Source organism: Mesorhizobium robiniae (assembly GCF_040545535.1).
In the GTDB taxonomy this organism is placed as follows: domain Bacteria; phylum Pseudomonadota; class Alphaproteobacteria; order Rhizobiales; family Rhizobiaceae; genus Mesorhizobium; species Mesorhizobium robiniae.
Genome location: NZ_JBEPMC010000007.1, coordinates 149,606 through 168,747 on the forward strand (window position 1 = coordinate 149,606; position 19,142 = coordinate 168,747).

Annotated in this window: 22 protein-coding genes; 11 read left to right on the forward strand and 11 right to left on the reverse strand. The window is 62.8% G+C overall.

Annotated elements, in window-relative coordinates:
- Positions 1–147: 147 nt before the first annotated feature.
- The 8 genes from ABID19_RS20285 to ABID19_RS20320 form a co-directional block, all read right to left on the reverse strand.
- Positions 148–1,632: a carboxypeptidase M32 gene (locus tag ABID19_RS20285; RefSeq protein ID WP_354492740.1), complete on the reverse strand. Its 1,485-nt coding sequence runs from the start codon at positions 1,630–1,632 to the stop codon at positions 148–150.
- A 215-nt stretch (positions 1,633–1,847) separates the two neighbouring features.
- Positions 1,848–2,264, reverse strand: coding sequence for a hypothetical protein (locus ABID19_RS20290; RefSeq protein ID WP_352928227.1), 417 nt, complete (start codon positions 2,262–2,264; stop codon positions 1,848–1,850).
- Positions 2,265–2,501: 237 nt separating this feature from the next.
- Complete coding sequence (locus tag ABID19_RS20295; RefSeq protein ID WP_352928224.1) at positions 2,502–3,533, reverse strand: peptidoglycan -binding protein; 1,032 nt, start codon at positions 3,531–3,533, stop codon at positions 2,502–2,504.
- A gap of 1 nt (position 3,534) precedes the next feature.
- Entirely contained in the window at positions 3,535–4,560 is a 1,026-nt protein-coding gene (locus tag ABID19_RS20300; RefSeq protein WP_354492742.1) for a MotA/TolQ/ExbB proton channel family protein, read from the reverse strand.
- A 105-nt stretch (positions 4,561–4,665) separates the two neighbouring features.
- Positions 4,666–5,358, reverse strand: coding sequence for a PAQR family membrane homeostasis protein TrhA (gene trhA, locus ABID19_RS20305; protein ID WP_352928219.1), 693 nt, complete (start codon positions 5,356–5,358; stop codon positions 4,666–4,668).
- Between the two features lie 137 nt (positions 5,359–5,495).
- Positions 5,496–6,296 carry an inositol monophosphatase family protein gene (locus ABID19_RS20310; protein WP_354492743.1) on the reverse strand — a complete coding sequence of 267 codons (801 nt, stop codon included), beginning with the start codon at positions 6,294–6,296 and terminating at the stop codon, positions 5,496–5,498.
- An 82-nt stretch (positions 6,297–6,378) separates the two neighbouring features.
- The gene (efp, locus tag ABID19_RS20315; protein WP_352928213.1) at positions 6,379–6,945 is read right to left on the reverse strand and encodes an elongation factor P; all 567 of its coding nucleotides are present in this window, start codon (positions 6,943–6,945) and stop codon (positions 6,379–6,381) included.
- A 137-nt stretch (positions 6,946–7,082) separates the two neighbouring features.
- Positions 7,083–7,937, reverse strand: coding sequence for a LysR family transcriptional regulator (locus ABID19_RS20320; RefSeq protein WP_354492744.1), 855 nt, complete (start codon positions 7,935–7,937; stop codon positions 7,083–7,085).
- Positions 7,938–8,039: 102 nt separating this feature from the next.
- Here ABID19_RS20320 and ABID19_RS20325 point away from each other — a divergent pair, with 102 nt between their 5' ends.
- Positions 8,040–9,056, forward strand: coding sequence for a zinc-dependent alcohol dehydrogenase family protein (locus ABID19_RS20325; protein WP_354492746.1), 1,017 nt, complete (start codon positions 8,040–8,042; stop codon positions 9,054–9,056).
- A gap of 13 nt (positions 9,057–9,069) precedes the next feature.
- On the opposite strand, the gene ABID19_RS20330 is transcribed toward ABID19_RS20325, so the two are convergent.
- The 3 genes from ABID19_RS20330 to ABID19_RS20340 all read right to left on the reverse strand — a co-directional run bounded on the left by ABID19_RS20330 (position 9,070) and on the right by ABID19_RS20340 (position 11,805).
- Positions 9,070–10,101: a tetratricopeptide repeat protein gene (locus ABID19_RS20330; protein ID WP_354492747.1), complete on the reverse strand. Its 1,032-nt coding sequence runs from the start codon at positions 10,099–10,101 to the stop codon at positions 9,070–9,072.
- 1 nt (position 10,102) lies between these two features.
- Positions 10,103–10,750 carry a thiamine phosphate synthase gene (locus ABID19_RS20335; protein WP_354492748.1) on the reverse strand — a complete coding sequence of 216 codons (648 nt, stop codon included), beginning with the start codon at positions 10,748–10,750 and terminating at the stop codon, positions 10,103–10,105.
- Positions 10,751–10,887: 137 nt separating this feature from the next.
- Positions 10,888–11,805 (reverse strand): DMT family transporter, encoded by a 918-nt coding sequence (locus tag ABID19_RS20340; RefSeq protein ID WP_354492749.1) that lies wholly within the window; start codon positions 11,803–11,805, stop codon positions 10,888–10,890.
- Between the two features lie 134 nt (positions 11,806–11,939).
- On the opposite strand from ABID19_RS20340, the gene ABID19_RS20345 reads away from it, so the two are divergent.
- The 10 genes from ABID19_RS20345 (at position 11,940) to ABID19_RS20390 (ending at position 19,139) form a co-directional block, all read left to right on the forward strand.
- A complete protein-coding gene (locus ABID19_RS20345; RefSeq protein ID WP_354492751.1) occupies positions 11,940–12,389 on the forward strand; it encodes an Lrp/AsnC family transcriptional regulator in 450 nt (149 codons plus the stop codon).
- A gap of 240 nt (positions 12,390–12,629) precedes the next feature.
- On the forward strand, positions 12,630–13,400 hold the full coding sequence (locus tag ABID19_RS20350; RefSeq protein WP_354492753.1) for a sulfite exporter TauE/SafE family protein: 771 nt from the start codon (positions 12,630–12,632) through the stop codon (positions 13,398–13,400).
- A gap of 273 nt (positions 13,401–13,673) precedes the next feature.
- Positions 13,674–14,078, forward strand: a complete 405-nt coding sequence (locus ABID19_RS20355; protein WP_354492755.1) for a hypothetical protein — start codon at positions 13,674–13,676, stop codon at positions 14,076–14,078.
- Between the two features lie 386 nt (positions 14,079–14,464).
- Complete coding sequence (gene rcdA, locus ABID19_RS20360) at positions 14,465–14,995, forward strand: protease adaptor protein RcdA (RefSeq protein WP_354492757.1); 531 nt, start codon at positions 14,465–14,467, stop codon at positions 14,993–14,995.
- 75 nt (positions 14,996–15,070) lie between these two features.
- On the forward strand, positions 15,071–15,577 hold the full coding sequence (ruvC, locus tag ABID19_RS20365) for a crossover junction endodeoxyribonuclease RuvC (RefSeq protein ID WP_354492758.1): 507 nt from the start codon (positions 15,071–15,073) through the stop codon (positions 15,575–15,577).
- 124 nt (positions 15,578–15,701) lie between these two features.
- Positions 15,702–15,971: an AbrB/MazE/SpoVT family DNA-binding domain-containing protein gene (locus ABID19_RS20370; RefSeq protein WP_354492760.1), complete on the forward strand. Its 270-nt coding sequence runs from the start codon at positions 15,702–15,704 to the stop codon at positions 15,969–15,971.
- Positions 15,949–16,368 carry a type II toxin-antitoxin system VapC family toxin gene (locus ABID19_RS20375; RefSeq protein ID WP_354492761.1) on the forward strand — a complete coding sequence of 140 codons (420 nt, stop codon included), beginning with the start codon at positions 15,949–15,951 and terminating at the stop codon, positions 16,366–16,368. The genes ABID19_RS20370 and ABID19_RS20375 overlap by 23 nt, the downstream gene beginning before the upstream one ends.
- A gap of 27 nt (positions 16,369–16,395) precedes the next feature.
- Entirely contained in the window at positions 16,396–17,016 is a 621-nt protein-coding gene (gene ruvA / locus ABID19_RS20380) for a Holliday junction branch migration protein RuvA (RefSeq protein ID WP_354492762.1), read from the forward strand.
- 43 nt (positions 17,017–17,059) lie between these two features.
- Positions 17,060–18,097 carry a Holliday junction branch migration DNA helicase RuvB gene (gene ruvB, locus ABID19_RS20385; RefSeq protein WP_352928180.1) on the forward strand — a complete coding sequence of 346 codons (1,038 nt, stop codon included), beginning with the start codon at positions 17,060–17,062 and terminating at the stop codon, positions 18,095–18,097.
- A gap of 133 nt (positions 18,098–18,230) precedes the next feature.
- Positions 18,231–19,139 carry a metallophosphoesterase gene (locus ABID19_RS20390; RefSeq protein WP_354493008.1) on the forward strand — a complete coding sequence of 303 codons (909 nt, stop codon included), beginning with the start codon at positions 18,231–18,233 and terminating at the stop codon, positions 19,137–19,139.
- Positions 19,140–19,142 lie beyond the last annotated feature (3 nt).

Below are 19,142 nucleotides of genomic sequence, written 5' to 3' on the forward strand. Positions count from 1 at the left end.
TGCCCCGCCAGATCACAGTCGAACACTACTAGTGATAGAAAAGTAAACTGCGCCCCGCAAGGCAGGGTGGCCTTGCCGAGATCGAGAATGGTGGATCGCGCGGTATCTTCGAGAATGCCAACGATCGGCAAGGCGGAGGGAACGGCCCTAAGTGCCGTAGCGCTTCTTCAGATGTTCAGTGAAATGCGTGGCGTTGAGTTTTTCACCCGTCGCCCGTTCGAGCAGGTCCGGCGTTGACCAGCGCGAGCCCTGCGACCAGATCTTTTGGCGGCGCCAGTCGTTGATCGCCGCGAAATCGCCCCTGGCTAGATCTTCGTCGGCCGATGGATGGTCTCCGGTGAGCGCCGCCCATTGCTGTGCCGCCATCATCGCGCCCAGCGTGTAGGATGGGAAATAGCCGAAGGCGGCACCCGGCCAGTGCACGTCCTGCATCGGTCCGTCGGCCGGGTTGTCGATGGTCGACAGGCCGAGATAGTCGCGCATCTTGGCGTCCCAGGCCTCGGGCAGGTCGGCGGCCTCCAGCCGCCCCGAGACAAGCTCCTGCTCCAGTTCGTAGCGCAGGATGACGTGCAGTGGGTAGGTCACCTCGTCGGCGTCGACGCGGATCAGGCCGCGCTCGACCCGATGCACATGCGGCAGGATGTCGTCGATCGACCAGGCCTCGCCGAGGTGCCTTTCGACCACAGGCAGCGCCCAGCGCCAGAATTCTGGATTGCGACCGATCTGCTTTTCGACGAACAGGCTCTGGCTTTCATGCACGGCCATGCCGCGGGCCTTGCCGAGCGGCCAGTGCGCCCACGCTTTCGGCAGGTTCTGTTCGTAAAGCGCGTGGCCGGTCTCGTGCAGCACGCCCATCAGCGCCGACAGGAAGTCGGAGGTCTTGTAGCGGGTGGTGATGCGGACGTCGCTCGGCACGCCGCCGCAGAACGGATGATGCGACACCGATAGCGAGCCGTGGGTGAGGTCGAAGCCGACCGCCGTCATCATGGCGAGGCCAAGCTCGCGCTGCTTTTCGATCGCATAGCTGCCTGAAAGCGGCTTCAATGGGCGCTTCGTCAGCCGCGCCTCCTGCGCGGCCAGCGCCTCCGGTACGAAGTCTTTCAGGAAGGTCTTCAGCTCGGTGAAGACCGGTGTGATGTCGGCGGCGCGGTTGCCGGGATCATATTGCTCCATCAGCGCGTCGTAGGGATCGAGGCCGAGCACGTCGGCGCGAAGTGCTGCCTCCTCGCGCACCAGCGCCACGACGCCCTCGAGCGCTGGCAAGAATCCTGCCCAGTCGTTCTTTGCGCGGAGGTCGCGCCAGAGCTGCTCGGAGCGCATGCGCGCGGTCGTTTGGCGCTCGACGAATTCGACCGGCAGGCAGGTCAGGTTGGTGTACTGCCGCCGGAATTCCTTGACCGCTGCCTGCTGTTCTTCGTTCAGCGTTTCCTGTTCGGCCGCTGCGATCCAGTCGGCGATCTCCGGCGCGGTCGCTCTGGCGTGATGCATGCCGGCCAGCGCCGACATCGCCTCTGCGCGTTTCTCGCCGCCGCCGACGGCCATGTGGGTTGCCTCATCGGCGCCGAGAATGGCGAGCGCATGTTCCAGCGCTTCGAGCTTGTGGCCGAGGTCGTCGAGTTTTTGAAAGGACATGGTGGGTTCCGCTGAATTTGAACGGCGGGAAAAGATACCAATGCGCTGGCATTGGCAACCCTGAAGGCAGTTTGCAACAGGCGCTTTGAATGCCCACTACAGCGCCGCGCTTCACAAAAGGACGCGCGGCGCTGTAGTGAAAAAGACGCCCGCGAGGCAAAAGCCCGAAGGCGCCGGGCCGGCCGGCGACATAACGCGGCGCTGTCCGGATGACTTCAGGGGTTTGGATAATTTGGGCCGTAGCCGTTTGGATAATATCCGCCATCGCCGCCGCTGCCGATGAGGAAGGCGCTGCCGGTGGCGGCCCGCAGCTTTTGGCTCACATCGTCGAGTTGCGCCAGCAACTGGTGATATCGCGTGGTCGGCATCGTTCCATCTCGCGCGGCCCTCTGGGCGGCCCGATCAAGTCGAGTGATCTGCGTGCGCAAGTCACGCGCCTCGCCCGGCTCGAGCTGGTTCGCCTGCGTGGCGGCCCGGATACCGGTATCCACGCTCTGGATCTGGTCGATCAAAGCTGTCTCACGCGGGCCGTAGAAGGCGGTCGATGCTGCATAGGCGCCAGCAAACGGAACGGTGACGAAAAGTGCGGCAAGCGTCGCGGCCCTGAGGGTCCTAGGGGTGAAAGAGCGCATGGCTGCGTCTCCTTTTACTGGGGAAGGCGGCAATTTGGGACGCCGACTTTCCGGCCGTGGGCCGTCCGGTTACGTCGCGTCGCGATGGGGGTTCCACCGCCGGCGGTCCTCGGCCCCGTAACACAGGTAGGCGCGGTTCGTGGCAAAGTGTAATCAAAAAAAGGTAATCTTTTCAGGCCTTGCCGGCCTGCATTGACGCCCTAATCCGGCGTTCGCCTTGAGCCAGTCCGATCCGGATCAGCGCTCGGTCAGTTTCAGCTCGATGCGGCGGTTCTTGTTGCGCGCGTCTTCGGTGTCGGCGGGATCGAGCGGCTGGAATTCGCCGAAGCCGGCCGCAACCAGCCGGTTGGCCGGCACGCCGTTCTCGATCAGGAACTTCACCACCGAGGTCGAGCGGGCCGTCGACAATTCCCAATTGTCGCGGTAGCGGCCGGTGCCCGATAGCGGCTTGTCGTCGGTATGGCCGTCGACGCGAAGCACCCAGTTGATCTCCGGCGGGATCTCCTTCTGCAGGTCGATTATGGCATCGGCGAGCTTCTTCATCTCGACTTTGCCGGCATCATTGATCACTTCGGACCCGGTCGGGAAAAGCACTTCGGACTGGAAAACAAAACGGTCGCCGACGATGCGGATGTTCTCGCGGTCGGCGAGGATTTCGCGCAAGCGCCCGAAGAAGTCGGACCGGTAGCGGTTCAGCTCCTGCACACGCTGTGCCAGTGCGACGTTCAGGCGGCGGCCGAGATCGGCGATCTTGGTGTTGGACTCGCGATCGCGGGTTTCAGACACGTTGAGTGCTTGTTCGAGCGCTCCGATCTGCCTGCGCAGCGCCGCGATCTGCTGGTTGAGGATTTCAACCTGGCTCAGTGCCTGCTGGCTGATCTGGCGTTGGCTGTCGAGTTCGCCCGAAAGTGCGGTGGCGCGCTGGTTGGCCGCGTCGCCGGCACCAGCGCCTTGCGCCAGCAATTGCTCGAGCCGGCTCTTTTCCGCCTCCGACGCCGACAGCGAAGCCTGCAAATTGGCGAGCGAATCTTCCTTGTCCTGCGTCGTCGAGCGCTCCAGCGCCAGAAGCTGGGTCAGTTCGTTGATCTGCAGATTGAGGCGGTTGAGCACCGTGTCCTTGCCGGAGATTTCGCGGCCGAGCAGGAACTGCGCCAGCACGAAGACCGTGAGCAGGAACATGATCGCCAGCAGCAACGTCGACAGCGCGTCGACGAAGCCCGGCCAGTAGTCTATGCGGCGATCGGTACGCCGGCTCCTGGCGAGTGCCATGCTAATGGACCCCAGGCTTCTTCAGGGCGTCGGCGATCTTCTCCAGCGTGCTGCGCATCGCCTTCTGCTCGTCCGACTGGGCTTCGACCCAATCGCGCATGATCTGCTGCTCCGAGCGCATGTTCTTGACCAGGCCCGAAATGCCGTCGGCAAGGTTGGCCATGGCGGTGGCGACCCGCGGATTGGTGCCGCCGCCATTCTCCTGCAAGCTGCGCAGTCTTTCCGACAGGACGCGGATCTCGTCGGAGGATTCGGCCTTGGCCGGTTCGGCGACGACGATGTCGGACGACAGGTCGGTGACCGAGGACAGCCAGTTTTCGAGCTCGGTGTAGAAGCGCGTCTGGGCGCGGCCGGCCTGCAGGTCGAGGAACCCGAGCACCAGGGAGCCGGACAGGCCGAACAGCGAGGACGAGAAGGCGGTGCCCATGCCGGCCAGCGGCGCAGAAAGCCCCTGCTTTAGGGATTCGAGCACGGCGGCGGCATCGCCGGTGCCGGGATCGAGCGACTCGATGGTTTCGCGGATCGAGCCGATCGTGTTGAGCAGGCCCCAGAAGGTGCCGAGCAGGCCAAGGAACACCAGCAGCCCGACAAGGTAGCGCGAGGTGTCGCGGGTTTCGTCGAGGCGGGTGGCGATCGAATCGAGCATCGTCCGCATCGAACTGGTCGAGAAGGCGATCGTCGACGAGCGGCCGATCATCGCCTTCATCGGCGCCAGCAGCACCGGTTCGGTGGTTTCGGAGCCGGCCCGAAAGGAGTTGACCCAGCGCACTTCGCGAAACAGCCGGCCGACCTGCACGAAGGCCAGCAGGATGCCGACCACCAGCACGCCGATGATCAGGCCGTTGAGACCGGGATTGGTGACGAAGGCGCTCGAGATCTGACGGGTCAGGATGGCGGCGATGAAGGCGACGATCATCAGGAAGATGACCATGGTCATGAGAAAGACCTGCGGGCTCGACAGCTTGTGAGGGTCGTACATCAGGACGTCGGAGCGTTTGCCCATGCCGAAAGATTTGAGAAAAGTCATCCGTGCCCCGTTTCCGATGCCGCCGATCACGTTGAGCGCGACTCTAAACGGAATTATGACGAAATTGAATGGCGTGTGGCAATATTGCCGACCGGATCATTGGCGTTAGAGTCGGTTGATGACCAGGCAGTCGACCATGGCGGCCAGATGCAGGCCGGCGCCGGTGACGACAAAGCCGTGCCACAACGCATTGTGGAAGCGCAGGCCCTTCCAGGCGAAGAAGACGACGCCGCAGGAATAGACGATACCTCCGGCAATGATCAACGCGATCGATGTCGTCGGCAATGTCTGGACGAGCGGCTCGACCAGAACGATGCCGCTCCAGCCGATGGCGAGATAGAAGACGATCGCCAGCCGGTCGAAACGGCCGGGAAGAAACACCTTGATGGCGATGCCGATTGCTGCTGCACCCCAGACTAGGATGATCATCGAAATGGCCAGCGGCGAGCCGTCGAGCTGGGCGAGGAAGGGCGTGTAGGTTGCGGCGATCAGCAGATAGATCGCGGCGTGGTCGAAGCGCCGCAATATCCACTTGGCCGGCGACGACACGGGCCACAGATTATAGGCCAGCGATACCGTCAGCACGGTGAGCAGCGAAACCACGTAGAAAGCAGCGGCGATGTATTCGCCCGGGCCGGTATGGAAGGCGGCCAGCGCCAACAGCGCCGAGCCGGCGGCAATGGCGAGTACGATGCCCACCGCATGGACGATGCCGTCGGCGATCATTTCGGCGCGCGAATAGTGCCAGCGTCCCACGAATGGGATTTCAATCTGGGATTCGGGCCCGATGTCCGTCATGAACGATCCTGCATCCCCTTATCTGGGCGGATGCCGGGCAGTATTTCAAGCTTTGGTTGCGGTTTTGCGACTGCGGCGGTTCAGCGCGCCGCTACAGCTTGATCCATCCGGATTGAAACCAACGTTCCGAATACTGGTCAGCGCGGCGTGACCGGCTTCTTGACGGTCTTCAACAGAGCGCGCTGGATGATCTCGTTGCCGGCGACGACCGAACCGCCGTCCAGCATGTCCTGTCCGCCGTCGAAGTCGGAGACGAAACCGCCCGCCTCGCGGATCAGCAGGATGCCCGCGGCGATATCCCAGGCCGACAGGCCGATCTCCCAAAACCCGTCCATGCGTCCGGCGGCGACATAGGCGAGATCGAGCGAGGCGGAGCCGAGACGGCGCACGCCCGAGACCTCGGCCATCACGTTGCGCAGCTCGATAAGGAAATTACCGTGCTGGCCGCGCCCGAGATGCGGCACGCCGCAGCCGATCACCGTGTCGATCAGCTTTGTGCGGCCGGCGACCCGCAGCCGGCGATCGTTCATGAAGGCGCCGCCGCCGCGCTCGGCGGTGTAGAGCTCGTCCATCGCCGGGTTGTAGACGACACCGGCAACGATCTGGCCCTGGCGTTCCAGCGCGATCGAGATGGCGAAGAGCGGAATGCCGTGCAGGAAGTTGGTGGTGCCGTCGAGCGGGTCGACGATCCAGCGGTGCTGGCCATCGTCGCCTTCGATCACACCGCGCTCCTCCATCAGGAAGGCGTAGCCCGGCCGCGCCTTCGACAGCTCGGTGAAGAGGATGTCTTCGGCCTTGCGGTCGGCCTGGCTGACATAGTCGCCCGGCCCTTTCATCGAGACCTGCAGGTTCTGCACTTCGCCGAAATCGCGCGCCAGCGAACGGCCGGCCTTCATGGCAGCCTGGACCATGACATTGAGGATCGCGGAACGCGCCATAGTGTTTCTTCCTGCTGCTGCGCCTATTTGCTTCGAGGCATGATCTTATCCAAAAAGTCTGCAACTTTTTGGGATCATGCTTTTAGTCGGCGCGGCGCACGTAAGTGATTTCGTTGGTGTCGACGATGATACGCTCGCCCGAACCGATAAAGGGCGGCACCAGCACGCGGATGCCGTTCTCCAGTATCGCCGGCTTGTAGGAAGAGGCCGCTGTCTGGCCCCTCACCACCGGATCGGCCTCGGTGATGGTCAGCGTCACCTGGTCGGGTAACGAAATACCAATCGGCCTTTCGTCATAGAGCTGGACCGTCACCATCATGCCGTCCTGGAGGAAGGCGGCGCGGTCGCCGACAAAATCCTTCTGCAATTCGAGCTGCTCGTAGCTTTCGGTATCCATGAACACCAGTGCCTCGCCTTGTTCGTAGAGGAAGGAAAAATCCTTCATCTCCAGCCGGATCTGTTCGACGGTTTCGGCGGAGCGGAAACGCTCGTTGAGCTTGGTGCCGTTGATCAGGTTCTTCAGCTCGACCTGGTTATAGGCGCCGCCCTTGCCGGGCTTGACGGTGTTGGTCCTGACCGCCACCCACAGGCCGCCATCGTGCTCGATGACGTTGCCGGGACGGATTTCGTTGCCATTGATCTTGGCCATGCTGATCTTGATCCGGAATGAGATTTTCGCTCAATGGGCGATTTGGCGCCTCCAAGACCACAAATCGCCTGGAGAGGCAAGGGAGCGCCTTCGGATGAAGGGGACGAAGCTTGGCTTGGCAGCGCGGCGCGGCAGGCTTAGTCCGTCCCGACGATGGCGGTTACGGCCTCAATGACCGCGTCGGCCACCTTCGACAAAAGATGCAGGTGCGGCGAGCGCAAGACGACAATTCTCAACGACAGATCGAGACCTGCGTCGACCAGGGCAACGCCCTCCGGCAGCTCTCCCTGGAGCAGCCGTTTGGGGAACAGGCCGAGGCCGTGGCCCCTGCGGACCCACTCGATCTGCAGCGCGCTGTCCTGAATCTCGGCACCGACCGTCAGCCTGCGGCCGCTCTCGGCAAGGGCAGCCACCAGCCGCTGGCGCGCGTCGCAAGGTTCAGGGCTGAGGACCCAAGGCATTGTCTTGATGCCGCCTTGCTGGCCGATGGTTTCGGAAGCGATAATGCCGAGGGGCTCGGTTCCAACAACGCCGCCGCCGCTTTTGGAGGTGCCACCGTCCAGGATGAAGCCCAGGTCGAGCTGTCCGCGCCTATGCTGGTCGGCGAGCTCGACGCTCCAGCCGCTCTTGAGGCGCAACGAAACCTTCGGAAATCGCGCGACGGCGCCGGCAATCGCGCCAGCCACAGCTTTGTCGCAGAGCCCGTGGGCGAGGCCGAGCCGCAGCAAGCCCTCCGGCTCGTTGCCCTTGGTGAAGGATTTCAGCGCGTCGACGGCGGCGAGAATGTCCTTGCCGCGTGCCAGCACCTCGACGCCGGCCGGCGTCAGTCGCGACGGTTTTAGCCGGCGGTCGAGCAATTCTGTGCCGAGCATTTCCTCCAGCCGCTGGATCTGGCGGGTGACAGCTGGCTGCGTCAACGGCAGGCGCTGAGACACCTTCTGAATCGAACCCTCCTCGGCAAAAAGGGCAAATGTTTTCAGTTCTTCGAGCATGAGACAGCGAACATGTCACGGAAGCATAATCATTGTAAACATTATGAATTTGAAATCGGGTGAGTGGGAAGCGATTTTCCTCCCAGCAAGGAAGGAACAGCGATGAAAGCGATCGAATTGCAGAGCCCGGGCGGGATCGACAGCCTCAGAATGGTCGAGCGGCCGATGCCCGAACCGGGGCGCCAGGAGATGATAATCAAGGTCAAGGCCACTGCACTGAACTACCGCGATGCGGAGATCGTTCGCGGCAGCTATCACACGAACTTTCGATTGCCACTGGTGCCGCTTTCGGACGGTGTCGGCGAGGTGATTGCCATCGGTGCCGAGGTCAGCCGGTTCAAGATCGGCGACCGCGTCTGTGGCACATTCTGGCAACGCTGGGTCGGTGGCAGTTTCGCGATGGCCGAGCCCTCCTATCAGCGCGGCGGCCCGATCGACGGGCTGCTGAGCGAAGTTGCCCGGCTCGACGAACAGGCCGCCGTCATGGCGCCGGCCAATCTGAGCGACGTCGAGGCGGCGACGCTGCCATGCGCCGGCGTCACGGCATGGCACGCGCTGTTTACTGAAGGCAGTGTGAAACCTGGCGAAACCGTGCTTTGCCTCGGCACCGGCGGCGTTTCGCTGTTTGCGGTGCAGTTCGCCGCCGCTGCCGGAGCGCGCGTCATTGTGACGTCGAGCAGCGACGAGAAGCTTGCACGGGTGAAGCAACTGGGCGCGCATGATGGCGTGAACTATCGCACCGATCCCGACTGGGCCTCGGCGGTGCTGACGCTGACCGACGGTCGCGGCGCCGACCATGTCATCGAGGTTGGCGGGCCGCAGAGTTTCGCACAATCGCTGAAGGCCGCGGCGCAGGGCGCCCAGATCAACGTCATCGGCTATCTCGGCGGCAGTGATGGCGCCATCAACCCGCTCGACATCTTCCGCCGCCAGGTCAGTGCGCGAGGTATTCCGGTGGGGTCACGCCAATCCTTCGAGGCGATGACACGTGCCATTGCCGTCAACCGGTTGAGACCTGTGATCGACCGCATCTTGCCGTGGAGCCAAGCTGCCGAAGCCTTTCGATACCTTGAACGTGGTTCGCCCTTCGGCAAAGTCGTTCTCGATCACACGCAATGAGTCCGGATCTCGCTTACGGCAGGCGATTGGCCTTTTGTAGCGCCTGCTTCGTCTGGTCGTCGGTCAGGCCCCGCAGAAAATCGTCCATCTCAGGGTCGATGAGCCCGGCGCGACGGGCGACGACGTACCAGGCGCCGGCGAGGATCGGATCCGGATCGGTGCCGATGCCGCCCATGTAAAGCTTGGCGAGGCGGTTCTGGGCGGCGACATTGCCGCCCTCGGCGGCCTGCTTCATCCAGCCGAAGCCGGATTTCAGGTCGCGGGCGCCACCGCGTCCCTCGATCATCCAGGTGGCGAGGTCGATCTGTGCCGTATCGTAGTTCTGCCGTGCTGCCTGCGCCAGCAGCGCTCGGGCCTGGACATCGTCGCGCGGCTTGCCGCCGACGCCATTGGCATAGACCTGCGCCATCGCATATTGCGCGTCGGCAAGGCCGGTCGCGGCGGCGCGCTGATAGTAGGACACCGCCTTTGCGATGCCGGCATCGCCGGGATCCTGCTGGACCAGCAGCTGTGCAAAGTTGAACTGCGCCAGACGGTTTCCGGCCTCGGCGGCGGCCTGCATCAACGCGTAGGCGCCCTTCTCGTCCTTCTTGACGTAGCGGCCATCGAGCAGCATCAGCGCGTACTGGAATTGTGATTCCGGTATCCCCTGCTCGGCGGCAAGGGCGTACCACTTTGCCGCCTCCGCCGCGTTGAGCGGCACGCCGAGACCACGCGACAATATTTCGGCAACCAGGGTTTGCGCCGCCGGATCGCCGTTCTGGGCACGGACCAAAGCGAGGTTGTAGGCCGTCTTGTAAAGGCCGCGCTGGAACGCGCCATAGGCCGAATCCGATGGTTTTGCACCGAAGCGTTCCGGATTGATGGCGTCGGCCGACGGCAACGGGGTCGTGGTGGCGGGCTGCGGCAGCGGCGTGGCGATAGGCCTGTCCGTCTTTGCACCGATGTCGGGCTTGGCTTGCGGCAATGGGACAGTTTCCGCCACGGCGGCCCGAACCGTGAGCGCCGCAAGCAAAGCACTGAAAAGGATTGTCCGCGCCGGCACGTCAGTCCTCGAAACGCGGCGCGGTCTCGTCGAGCAGCGCATTGGCGGCGGCGACTGCCATCTTTGGGTCGACGCCTTCGGCAAAGACGGCGCTGGACAGCGCCACGAATTCGGCGCCGGTGGCAGCCACCGCTTCCACCGATGCGATGTCGGACCCGGCCATGACGATGCAAGGAATCTGGATCACATCCGCCCACCATTGCCCCAGCGACAGGTTGCGCGGGTGCGGCTCCGGTTTGTTGTCGTAGCCGAAGCGGCCGAAGAAGATGTAGTCGGGCCTGAGCTCGCCAAGTTCCAGCGCATCGTCGCGGGTCTTGGCGCCGCCGGCGCCGACCATCATTTTTGCCTGGAAGTGCTCGATCGTCTCGGCGAGTTCGGCTTTGCCGACCTCGAGATGGATGCCATCGGCCTGGACGCGGCCGGCGATGCGGGTGTCGCCAGCAATGACGACGGCAACGCCTGCCGCTTGCGCCGCCGGCACGATCTGTTCGGCGAAGGCCTGGAAAGAGGCCTCGTCCATGCCGTTCTCGGGCAGGATCAGCGAGGCGACGTCGCCGCCCTCGAACGCCGCGCCTATGCGCTCAGCCGGTACGTCGGGCGGCGCGATCAGCACGATGCGGCAGCGATTTGGAGGCGTTGCGTCGTTCATTGGTTTTCGATCCCGGTTTTCGCCTATGCCGGGCGAAGATGGTTGCATTGCGGCATAGAGCAAAGTGCCGGCCTTGAACAGGCGGGCGGGCCAGGATCATTGGCGCATGATGATTGTCGTCGGGCGACGTTCTTCCCTCACTTGATTGCCTGAGTGCTGTCGGCTGGGGCCTTCGATCTCCACAGCGTCCAGCCGAGATTCATGCCGGCGGCTGCGACCAGGATGGCGGCGGCGCCGACGATCTGGGCCGGATGCAGCCGGTGGCCGAAGGCGACGACATCGACCAGGATCGCGACCACAGGGTAGATGAAGGACAGCGACCCCTGCAGATGCGTCGGCAGTTTCTGAATGGCGCCGTACATCAGGATGTACATCAGACCCGTATGGACGACACCGAGCATCGCCAGCATGCTCCAGCTCCACGCATCGGCGGGAAGATGGGAAAAGTTGGCGAAGGGAGCCAGCATGACGACGCCGACGCAGACCTGGATCAGGGCGATCAGGTGCGGCGGCGTGCCTTTGAGCTTCTTGGTGACGATGGCAGCGACAGCCCAGAAGAAAGCCGCACCCAGCGCCATCGCGATGCCGGTGAAATAATCCGTGCCGATGCTACCCGTACCGGGGCCTGCTTCAGGCGAGGCCTGCACGATCAGCAGCATGCCGACGAAGGCGATACCAAGCCAGGCCAGCTTGGTCATGGTCAGCCGCTCTGAGAAGAAGAGCGCGCCAAAGCCAACCAGCATGAAGGGCTGGGTGTTGTAGACAGCCGTGGCGATCGAGATCGAGGCGCGGGAGAACGAGCTGAACAGCAGCAGCCAGTTGACGACGATGGCAGCACCCCCGAGAGCCGCGATCGCCACGACGCGCAACGACAGCGTGCCGCGCAGCAGCCCCAGCGCAGCGCAGATGATCAGCAGCGTTATCGCGCCGAAGGCACAACGCCAGAAGACGACATCCATGATCGGCTGGCCCGACATGACGACGAACCATCCGATTGTACCGAGGATCGCCATCGCGGCCGTCATTTCGATCGTGCCGCGCACCGTGCTGTCCATGAAATACCCCTGAGATTTGTTGAGACTTGACAATCTCACGCGGCTCCGGCGATTTGTATAATCCACAGAAGGGGGATTCCCCTGTTTTGCCTAATTAAGTGAGGAAAATTTCGTTTTTGCTTGAGGATCGTAAAATGCTGGACGAGCCGGACAAAAAGCTCCTCGACATTTTGATCCGGGATTCGCGAACCTCGCTGAAAGAGTTGGCCCAGCAAGTCGGGTTGTCATCGCCAAGCGTTTCGGAGCGGCTTCGGCGTCTCGAGGATCGCGGCGTTATCAGGGCCTTCACCATCGAGATCGACCCGCAAGCGCTCGGCTACACCTTGCAGGCGATCGTTCGCATCCGGCCTTTGCCGGGCAAACTGCATATCGTCCAGAAGCTGATCGAGGAGATTCCTGAGTTTGGCGAATGCGATAAGGTGACGGGCGACGATTGCTTTGTTGCCCGGCTGTTCGTGCGCTCGATCGGCGATCTCGACAAGCTCCTCGACCGTATCGCCGACAAGGCCGAAACCAGCACCGCCATCATCAAGGCGCAGCCGATCCGCAGGCGCCCGCCGCCACTCGACATACCAAACATCTGAGAGACCGTTTGGAAACTCTACTCTGGCGGCCATCTGATGGCGTTTTCTGCGCTTCCGGTGCTCACGGACCCAAACGTCCGCTGCGCTCCGGTTCTCGAAACCACCATCATATGACTCGCCAGAGCGAATTTCGAAACAGTCTCTGATAGGCTCCGCTGACACGTACATATTTTGCGGTCGCGGCGTGACCATTTCTAGTCTATTCCAGAGCCCGACCTTCCCTCCAACTGCTCCCCTCCGATGTCAGGCCTGCTTCTCGATCCGTGGTTCTATGCCGCTGCCATTCCAGCCGTCATCCTGGTCGGCCTGTCCAAGGGCGGCTTTGGCGGTGCGGTCGGCTTCGTCGGCGTGCCGCTGATGGCGCTGGCCATGCCGCCGGTGCAGGCCGCCGCCATCCTGTTGCCCATACTGTGCCTGATGGACATCGTCTCCGTGTGGACATGGTGGGGTGTCTACGACCGCAAGATGCTTATAGACATGATGCCCGGGGCGGTGATCGGCATCGGCCTCGGCTGGCTGACCGCTGCGCTGGTGACAGCGGAAATGGTGCGGCTGATCGTCGGCGCCGTGGCGATTATCTTCGTGCTTCGCTGGGTCTATCTGCAGATGCGGCATGGTGCAAACCACTCCGCCGAGCCCAACCGCGCGGTTGCCGCCTTCTGGGGGACGGTCGCCGGCTTCACCAGCTTCGTCGCCCATGTCGGCGGCCCGCCCTTTCAGGTCTATGCGCTGCCGATCCGGCTCGATCCGAAAGTGCTGTCGGGCACCGCCGCAATCTTCTTTGCCGCCACCAACGCATTGAAGCTCATCCCCTATTTTGCGCTGGGACAGTTCGATACCACCAACCTGACCGCATCGGCGGTCCTGGTGCCGCTGGCGCCGCTCTCGACCATTGCCGGCGCCTGGCTGGTGCGGCGGATGCGGCCGGAATTGTTCTATCCATTCACCTACGCGACCGTGGCGGTCGTCGCGGTCAAGCTTCTGTGGGACGGGATCACCGGCCTTCTCTAGACCGCCGCTCTATAAAAGCTGCCTGTGGCCGAGCGCCAGCAGCTTCACGTCCGATTTCAAGCGGCGCTCGGCACCGGTATCGTTCGGCGATTGCGCAAGCGCGCCGCACTGTTTTCTGCTAATGTGACGGTGCCGAGAAGGGTCGGGGCGCCATGCGGCATCGTTCAGAAACATTGCCGATGTTAATGCGCCCGATGCCGGGGACCCGGTGGCGGGCTGACCGCCTGAATTCAACCCATTCCCATGACGGGAAAAGGCATATCGGGGGATATTATGCATAAGGTAGCACGAAATTTCTTCACGCTGGCCGTCGTCTACGCGCTGTTCGGGATGGCGCTCGGCCTTCAGATGGCGATCAGCAAAGACCATGCGCAGATGCCGACGCACGCCCATATCATGGTGGCCGGATGGCTGATGTCGGCGGTGTTCGCCTTCTTTTATCATCTGTTTCCGGCAGTCGGGCAAAAGACGCTCGCTACTGTCCATTTCTGGTTGACGGCAATCAGTGGCATCGGCCTGTTGATCGGCCTTTACATCATGCTTGGCGGCAACCCGGCGATCGAGCCGTTGGTGGCAACGTCCTCGATGGGCTTTTACGCGGGGTTGTTGCTGTTCGCCTATATCGCGCTGCCGGTGGTGTGGAAAACCGAGCGGCTTGCCGAGGCGCAAAAGGCCTAAGTTCCAACGGTCTGAGAGGCCTGAACATGTGCTGTTACGGCACAGGCGGGCGACGCTCGATCAAAAAATATCCGCGCCGTTAAGGCTTCATTAAGCTTTACAGGCGTTTACTATGTGCATCCAGTGATCTGGATTCTTACCGAGTGGTTGGAGCCACTTTGTTTGACGCCTCCCTGTTAAACTCCTGAGAGCCGCCTTATCCGCGGCTCTTTTTTTGCCTGCGATCCGGATTGCCCGGGCGCGTGCGCCGCCGTTAACCGTTTGTTAAACATGTGCTTGCCTTCGCCCGCCCCAAAGCGCATTTTCAAGCCTCGGTCATATAGGGTGCAGGACGTGACGGCGATGACGCCGATTCGGCCGGCTGTAGGCAAGTGCAGGGCGTATCGATGAACGATCCTTCGAAAGGAAGCGCGAAAACCATCAAGCTGGCGGAGCGCCGGGTTTTCTCCCAATCCTTCAAGCCGCTCTACCAGGAAGGGATGGGCCTGGTCGAGCAGGCGGCCGAATATCTGGACGGCAAGGGCCGGGCCGAGGCGAAGAAACTGTCCAGGCTGGCGGCGACCCTCTATGCGGCCGAATCGATGCGGCTGACCACGAGGCTGATGCAGGTCGCCTCCTGGCTGCTTTTGCAGCGCGCGGCGAATTCCGGAGAGATGACCCGCGACCAGGTTGCTTCCGAAAAATCCAAGGTGCGTCTCGACACGGCTTCCGCCAACAACGATGCCGCAGGCTGGGTCGAATTGCCCAAGGATTTTCTTGACCTCATCAACCGTTCGCTGCGCCTGCAGGCGCTGGTGCGCCGCATGGACGAGGAAATCTATGGCGGCGCCGTGGCCGAGGTGTCGCCATCCGGCCGCCGCGTCAATCCGGTTTCCGACCAGATCACGCTGCTGAACACGGCTTTCGCCCGCGGCTGACAGGCAATCGCTTCTTCGTTTCTGGTTTGTTCACATTTCGCTGGCATCGCCGTCCGCTAGGGGTAGACTTGGCGGATGGGGGAAACGATTCGCATCATCGGTATCGATCCCGGGCTGAGGCGCACCGGCTGGGGCATCGTCGAAAGCCTCGGCAATTCGCTGCGCTTCGTCGCCTCCGGCACCGTGCGTTCCGACGACAAGGCGGCGCTGGCGACGCGCCTTTGCCAGTTGCATGATGGGCTCGTTGATATCCTGCATACCGCCATGCCGCACGAGGCGGCGGTCGAGCAAACTTTCGTCAACAAGGATGCGGCAGCGACGCTGAAGCTCGGCCAGGCGCGTGGCATCGCCATGCTGGTGCCGGCGCGGGCGGGCCTCGTCGTTGCCGAATACGCGCCCAACGCCGTCAAGAAGGCGGTGATCGGCGTTGGCCATGGCGATAAGAAGCAAATCCACATGATGGTGAAGGTGCTGATGCCGAAGGCGACTTTCGATACCGACGATGCCGCCGACGCGCTGGCCATTGCCATCTGCCACGCACACCACCGGCAGAGCGTTGCCTATAGGATGGCGCTGGCCTAGAGCGACGTGCGTCCATTTGGACGCACAAAGTAAGCTCTCTTTGAATCTGCGCATCGGCCGACGCGTAGATTTGTTCTTGACTTGTTCTGGGTGCGGCAGTAAGTAATACCTGTGAGGTATTACCATGCGGGTGACAACCAAAGGACAGGTGACGATCCCGAAAGAGATACGGGATCGCCTAGGTATCGGCCCAGGCTCGGAGGTGGAGTTCTTGCCTACCGACGATGGCGTTCGTGTTGTCGCGGTCAACGAAGACATTTCCGAAGAGGAGGCCTCTCGCAAATTCAGCCGGCTGCTCGATCAAATGGCCGGTACGTTGGATCTGGGAGGCATGACAACGGACGAGTATATCGAGTGGCTGAGGGGTCCACGTGAAGATCTCGACATTGATTGACACGAATGTCCTGATCGACGTTTGGGGTCCTGCTGGACGGGAGACGAAGTGGTCAGCGTCGGCGATTACCGCGTGCAGGCGCGATGGCGCACTCGTTATCAACACAATCGTCTGGTCCGAACTGGCGCCGCTGATAGCGACGGAGCCCGCACTTCGTAAAGCAGTCGAAACGCTCAAGATGGATCGAGAACTCTTGCCATGGGAAGCGGCATTCCTTGCCGGGGTCACGCATTCCCGTTATCGCCGCGCAGGCGGGCTCCGCGAACGAACGCTGCCGGATTTCTTTATTGGAGCCCATGCCGTCGTTGCGGGACATCGTTTGCTGACACGCGAAGCCGCGCGTTATCGCAGCTATTTCCCGGACCTCGACATCATGTCTCCGGAAACCTATCCATGAGGGCCTTGCACAAATGAGAGCCTTGGCATGATCGGCAAGCTCAAAGGCACGCTGGACGAGGTCGACGAGGATTTCTGCATCGTCGACGTGCACGGCGTCGGCTATGTCGCCCACTGCTCGACGCGTACGCTGGCGGCACTGCCGGCGCCTGGAGAGGCGGTGGTGCTGTTCATCGAGACCTATGTGCGCGAGGACATGCTGCGGCTCTACGGTTTCCAGTCGGTGCTGGAGCGCGAGTGGTTCCGGCTGTTGATGAGCAATGTGCAGGGCGTTGGCGCCAAGGTGGCGCTGGCCATCCTGTCGACGCTGGCGCCGGCCGATCTGGCTAATGCCATCGCGCTACGTGATATTGCCATGGTCAGCCGCGCGCCGGGCGTCGGCAAGAAGGTGGCCGAGCGCGTTGTCACCGAACTGAAGAACAAGGCGCCAGCCTATGCTGGCACTGCCTCCGGCACCATCGGCCTGAAGCAGGAACTCGGCGAAGGCGTCGCGCCGGCGCCGATCACCGACGCCGTCTCGGCGCTGGTCAATCTCGGCTACTCCCGCGACACCGCTGCCAATGCGGTGGCGGCGGCGCTGAAGAGCGCCGGCGAAGACGCGGATGCGTCGAAGCTGATCCGCTTCGGGCTGAAGGAGCTGGCGCGGTGAGTCTGCGCTTGTCCCGTTCCCTGCCCTGTGCAAGGAAGGCGGCATGAGCCTTTCGCCACGCCTCATTGCTCCCGACAAGCGCGGCGAGGATGCCGAGCAGACCTTGCGGCCGCAGACGCTCGGCGACTTCGTTGGCCAGGCGGCGGTGCGGGCCAATCTCAAAGTGTTCATCGAGGCCGCCAAGGGCCGCAGCGAGGCGCTCGACCACGTGCTGTTCGTCGGGCCGCCCGGCCTCGGCAAGACGACCTTGGCGCAGATCATGGCGCGCGAGCTCGGCGTCAATTTCCGCTCGACCTCCGGTCCGGTCATCGCCAAGGCCGGCGATCTCGCAGCACTGCTCACCAATCTCGAAGACCGCGACGTCCTGTTCATCGACGAGATCCACCGGCTCAACCCGGCGGTCGAGGAAATCCTCTATCCGGCGATGGAGGATTTCCAACTCGACCTGATCATCGGGGAGGGGCCGGCGGCGCGCTCGGTCAAGATCGATCTCGCCCGCTTCACTCTGGTTGCCGCCACTACGCGGCTCGGCCTCTTGACCAATCCGCTGCGCGACCGCTTCGGCATTCCGGTCCGTCTCAATTTCTATTCGGTCGAGGAACTGGAGCAGATCGTGCGCCGCGGCGCCCGCATCCTTGCCATGCCGCTTGGCGACGATGGCGCGCTGGAGATCGCCCGACGCGCGCGCGGCACGCCGCGCATCGCCGGCCGGCTGTTGCGCCGCGTGCGCGATTTTGCCTCTGTCGCCGGCGACGGTCATGTCGATCGCCAGATCGCCGACGAGGCGCTGACGAGGCTCGAGGTCGACGCGCTCGGCCTCGATGCGCTGGACCGCCGCTATCTCCAGATGATCGCCAGGAATTTCGGCGGCGGGCCGGTCGGCATCGAGACCATCGCGGCGGGACTTTCCGAGCCGCGGGACGCGATCGAGGACATCATCGAGCCCTATCTGATCCAGCAGGGCTTCATCCAGCGCACGCCGCGCGGCCGCGTGCTGACCGCCAATGCCTGGCGGCATCTCGGCCTCGATGCGCCGAAGGATTTGGCGCAACAGCAGATCAGCCTTTTCCAGGAAGAGTAATAGTTCCCGGCTTCCTGCTCGATCCCTGCGCAAAATCTCCTCATCTCGGTCAGCGTGCCGGCGCAATCTCCGGATTTAACGCAAGCCTCGCCTGTGGGGCCGCCGGTCCCTGAACAGCCGGAGCTGACTGATGATGATCACCAGACGTGGCTTCCTGCGCCTCATCGGCGGCTCGCTCTTTTCGATGGTGTCGCTCAGCGCCTATGCGGTCGGCATCGAGCCGATGCTTCTGACCCATGTGAAGCGTTATTCGCTGACGCCGCCAAACTGGCCGGCAGGCTTGCGGCTGCGGGTCGTTGCCCTTGCCGACATCCATGCCTGCCGGCCATGGATGACGCCGGAGCGGATCGCTTCGCTCGCCCAACAGGTAAACGCATTGCAGCCGGATCTGATTGTCCTGCTTGGCGACTATGCCGCCGGCACCCGGCTGGTGACGGAATGGGTGGATTCTTCCGAATGGGCGCCAGCTTTGTCAGGGCTAAGGGCCCCGCTCGGTGTGTGGGCAATCCTTGGCAACCACGATTGGTGGGAAGATCTTTCGGCGCAAAGGGCCGGAGTGGGGCCAACGCTGGCGCGCAAGGCGATCGAAAGCGCCGGCATACCGGTGCTGGAGAACGATGTCGTGCGCCTGGAAAAGGACGGGCATGGCTTTTGGGTTGCCGGGCTGGCGGATCAGCTTGCATTGCGACCAGGCAAAGCCTGGGGCTGCAGTCGATTCAAGGGATTGGACGACCTCGAAGGCACACTGGCAAAGGTGACCGATGAAGCGCCGGTCATCCTGCTCGCGCACGAGCCCGACATATTCCCGAAAGTGCCGTCACGCGTTTCGCTCACGCTTTCCGGCCATACCCATGGCGGGCAGGTGCGGCTGTTCGGCTTTTCTCCGGTCGTGCCGTCGCGGTTCGGCAACCGCTTCGCCTATGGCCATGTCGTGGAGGAGAACCGCAACCTGATCGTTTCAGGAGGCCTCGGCTTCAGCATCCTGCCGGTGCGTTTCGGGATGCGTCCTGAGATTCTTTCGATCGAACTGGGCTCAGCGTGAACC

Bases quoted from the DNA above. Each gene is read 5' to 3' on its own strand.
- ABID19_RS20355 (WP_354492755.1), top strand. From the start codon at position 13,674: ATGCATAAGGTAGCACGAAATTTCTTCACGCTGGCCGTCGTCTACGCG.
- ruvB (WP_352928180.1), top strand. From the start codon at position 17,060: ATGAGCCTTTCGCCACGCCTCATTGCTCCCGACAAGCGCGGCGAGGAT.
- rcdA (WP_354492757.1), top strand. From the start codon at position 14,465: ATGAACGATCCTTCGAAAGGAAGCGCGAAAACCATCAAGCTGGCGGAG.
- ABID19_RS20370 (WP_354492760.1), top strand. From the start codon at position 15,702: ATGCGGGTGACAACCAAAGGACAGGTGACGATCCCGAAAGAGATACGG.
- trhA (WP_352928219.1), bottom strand. From the start codon at position 5,358: ATGACGGACATCGGGCCCGAATCCCAGATTGAAATCCCATTCGTGGGA.
- ABID19_RS20325 (WP_354492746.1), top strand. From the start codon at position 8,040: ATGAAAGCGATCGAATTGCAGAGCCCGGGCGGGATCGACAGCCTCAGA.
- ABID19_RS20285 (WP_354492740.1), bottom strand. From the start codon at position 1,632: ATGTCCTTTCAAAAACTCGACGACCTCGGCCACAAGCTCGAAGCGCTG.
- ruvC (WP_354492758.1), top strand. From the start codon at position 15,071: ATGGGGGAAACGATTCGCATCATCGGTATCGATCCCGGGCTGAGGCGC.
- ABID19_RS20340 (WP_354492749.1), bottom strand. From the start codon at position 11,805: ATGGACAGCACGGTGCGCGGCACGATCGAAATGACGGCCGCGATGGCG.
- ABID19_RS20310 (WP_354492743.1), bottom strand. From the start codon at position 6,296: ATGGCGCGTTCCGCGATCCTCAATGTCATGGTCCAGGCTGCCATGAAG.
- ABID19_RS20320 (WP_354492744.1), bottom strand. From the start codon at position 7,937: ATGCTCGAAGAACTGAAAACATTTGCCCTTTTTGCCGAGGAGGGTTCG.
- ABID19_RS20300 (WP_354492742.1), bottom strand. From the start codon at position 4,560: ATGACTTTTCTCAAATCTTTCGGCATGGGCAAACGCTCCGACGTCCTG.
- ABID19_RS20350 (WP_354492753.1), top strand. From the start codon at position 12,630: ATGTCAGGCCTGCTTCTCGATCCGTGGTTCTATGCCGCTGCCATTCCA.
- ruvA (WP_354492762.1), top strand. From the start codon at position 16,396: ATGATCGGCAAGCTCAAAGGCACGCTGGACGAGGTCGACGAGGATTTC.
- ABID19_RS20290 (WP_352928227.1), bottom strand. From the start codon at position 2,264: ATGCGCTCTTTCACCCCTAGGACCCTCAGGGCCGCGACGCTTGCCGCA.
- efp (WP_352928213.1), bottom strand. From the start codon at position 6,945: ATGGCCAAGATCAATGGCAACGAAATCCGTCCCGGCAACGTCATCGAG.
- ABID19_RS20345 (WP_354492751.1), top strand. From the start codon at position 11,940: ATGCTGGACGAGCCGGACAAAAAGCTCCTCGACATTTTGATCCGGGAT.
- ABID19_RS20390 (WP_354493008.1), top strand. From the start codon at position 18,231: ATGATCACCAGACGTGGCTTCCTGCGCCTCATCGGCGGCTCGCTCTTT.
- ABID19_RS20335 (WP_354492748.1), bottom strand. From the start codon at position 10,750: ATGAACGACGCAACGCCTCCAAATCGCTGCCGCATCGTGCTGATCGCG.
- ABID19_RS20295 (WP_352928224.1), bottom strand. From the start codon at position 3,533: ATGGCACTCGCCAGGAGCCGGCGTACCGATCGCCGCATAGACTACTGG.